The organism is Jiella endophytica (genome assembly GCF_004519335.1).
Classification (GTDB): Bacteria; Pseudomonadota; Alphaproteobacteria; order Rhizobiales; family Rhizobiaceae; genus Jiella; species Jiella endophytica.
In genome coordinates this window covers 1-1,447 of record NZ_SOZD01000024.1, presented here as the reverse complement: position 1 = coordinate 1,447, position 1,447 = coordinate 1, and the positions used below count along the sequence as shown (strand labels likewise).

Genomic DNA, 1,447 nt, shown 5'->3' with positions numbered 1-1,447 from the left:
ACCTTCACCATGTCGGAGACCGGGATCCCCTCGGTGATGCAGGTGATGAGGTCGATGCCGGCGTCGATCGCCTCCTCGATGGCGGCGGCAGCCCCCGAAGGCGGCACGTAGATCACCGAGGCCGTGGCGCCGGTCGCTTCCTTGGCCTCACCCACCGTGGCGAAGATCGGCAGTTCGGTGCCGGCGGCGTCCTTCGCGCCCTCGCCGGCGGTCCAGGTCTCGCCGCCCTTCTTCGGATGGATGCCGGCAACCATCCTGGTGCCGAAATAGGCCAGCGCCTGCTCGGTGTGGAAGGTGCCGGTCTTGCCGGTCAGGCCCTGCACGATCACCTTGGTGTTTCTGTCGACGAGAATGGACATGGGGGTTTCCTAGTTCTTGGGTCTTTGCGGAAGGCGAAGGCTCACCCGGCGATGGAATGTTTCGACTGCCGGGAGACCCGGCCGCCCGGTCGTCCTTTTTGGCGGTCGTCATCATCAGGACGGGTCACCACCGCAGTGCGAAGCCCGTCTGAGGTTTGTCTTTCTATGGTCTGCCGGCGTCACTGCAGGCTAGGCGATCGCACCGACGCTTCGTCATCCCGGGCTTGACCCGGGATCCATTCCAAATCCTCTCTGTGAGCGCAGCGATAGACAGCGATCGGCCGTGTCGTCGTGCAGCGCATAGCCATTCGAAGCGCGAGGCCTGGATCCCGGGTCAAGCCCGGGATGACGAAGCTTCACCGGAACCGCCCCCTGTTCGACGACTGCTCCATCCATCCCCCCGAAGAGACGGACAGATTTGAACGGCCGCAGACGCCGACGGAGCCGTTCGCTCTTCGTCTGGCCTCGCTGAGGTCAGCTTTCGTCTTCTCCGAGATCCCTCATCCAATTGCGCGAAGCATGCCGAGCGGTATCGTCGCAAAGGCCGATCGGGCCATCGCGCCGCAGGCCCCGCGAGGTGTGCCGCCCCCGAGATTCCGGATAGTCGATGTCGATCCAGTCCTCGACATAGGCACGGACGAGACCGGGCACCGAAATCTGGCGCCAGGCAGCACAGGCGGAAAGGCGCCTCATCGTAACTTCGTCGAATTCGATCTCGATCGGTCCGGACATTTCGGAAAGCCTTTCTTGATAGAACCGCTCGTCACCGTCCTCCACGTGCCATCTTTCGCCGCGCTCTCGGCCGGAACACCCGCTTCGGAAAGGTTTCGTCCCGGCAACCATACGCCTCAACCGACGGCGGCGACGATCTTCTTGGCGGCGTCGTCGAGGTCGTCGGCGGCGGTGATGGCAAGGCCGCTCTCGTTGAGGATGGTCTTGCCGAGATCGACGTTCGTGCCTTCGAGCCGTACCACCAGCGGCACCTTCAGGCCGACCTCCTTCACCGCGGCGACGACGCCCTCGGCAATCACGTCGCAGCGCATGATGCCGCCGAAGATGTTGACCAGGATGCCCTTCACGTTCGGATC

The 1,447-nt window shown here is 63.9% G+C and carries 1 protein-coding gene and 2 pseudogenes; all 3 read right to left on the bottom strand.

Translation table 11 applies throughout. From position 1 onward, the window contains the following. A pseudogene (locus E3C22_RS24330) lies at nt 1–359 on the bottom strand (succinate--CoA ligase subunit alpha); the annotation flags it as partial. A 474-nt stretch (nt 360–833) separates the two neighbouring features. Next, nucleotides 834–1,136 (bottom strand): hypothetical protein, encoded by a 303-nt coding sequence (locus E3C22_RS24325; protein ID WP_134764479.1) that lies wholly within the window; start codon nt 1,134–1,136, stop codon nt 834–836. 71 nt (nt 1,137–1,207) lie between these two features. After that, a pseudogene (gene sucC, locus E3C22_RS24320) lies at nt 1,208–1,447 on the bottom strand (succinate--CoA ligase subunit beta); the annotation flags it as partial.